Source organism: Streptomyces sp. TRM70350, assembly GCF_019219825.1.
Taxonomy (GTDB): Bacteria; Actinomycetota; Actinomycetes; order Streptomycetales; family Streptomycetaceae; genus Streptomyces.
In genome coordinates, this window is record NZ_JAHUXH010000117.1 from 1 (window position 1) to 650 (window position 650).

General features: G+C 71.7%; 1 pseudogene. It reads right to left on the bottom strand.

Annotated features, from left to right (window positions below):
• Nucleotides 1–650, bottom strand: a pseudogene (locus KWI83_RS37830) (transposase); the annotation flags it as partial.

A 650-nucleotide genomic window follows, 5' to 3' on the forward strand; every position in this document is an offset into this window, starting at 1 on the left:
GGTTGGCGCGGGAGGAGTAGGCCTTGTCGCCGGCCACGGCTGCGGGCCGGGTGCGGGGACGGCCGACCGGCAGGCGGACCCGCACCTTGTTCAGTACCGGGATGAACTGGGGGCTGTCGGCGGCCTGCCCGGCGGTCAGCACCAGCGCCATCGGCCGGCAGCGCCGGTCGGCGGCCAGGTGAATCTTGCTCGTCAGCCCGCCGCGCGAGCGGCCGAGCAGGGCGGCCTTCAGCCGGGCCCGCCGTCTGCGGCGGATGCGTCGCCGCTCGGCTTGGAGGGGGTCGTTTTCGCCGCCCTGTCCGCCTTGTTCCTCGCGCGCTCCCCCTTTTGCGAGGCCGCTTCCTCGAGTGCTGCCAGGGTCTGTTCGCTGACCCGCATGCCGGCTGCGTCGTGATGAGCCCGCGTGGTGGTGGAGTCCACGCTGACCAGGGACATGTCGATCTCGTCTCTGCGGGCGGCCTCAGCGATCGCCTCTTCCAGCAGGGCCTGGAAGACGCCCGCATCCCGCCATCGCATGAAGCGGTTGTAGACCGTCTGCCAGGCGCCGAACCGCTCGGGCATCTCCCGCCACTGACTGCCGGTGCGGAACCGCCAGATCACCCCCTCGAACTGCTCACGCAGCCGCTCGGGGTACGGACCGAACCTGCCGA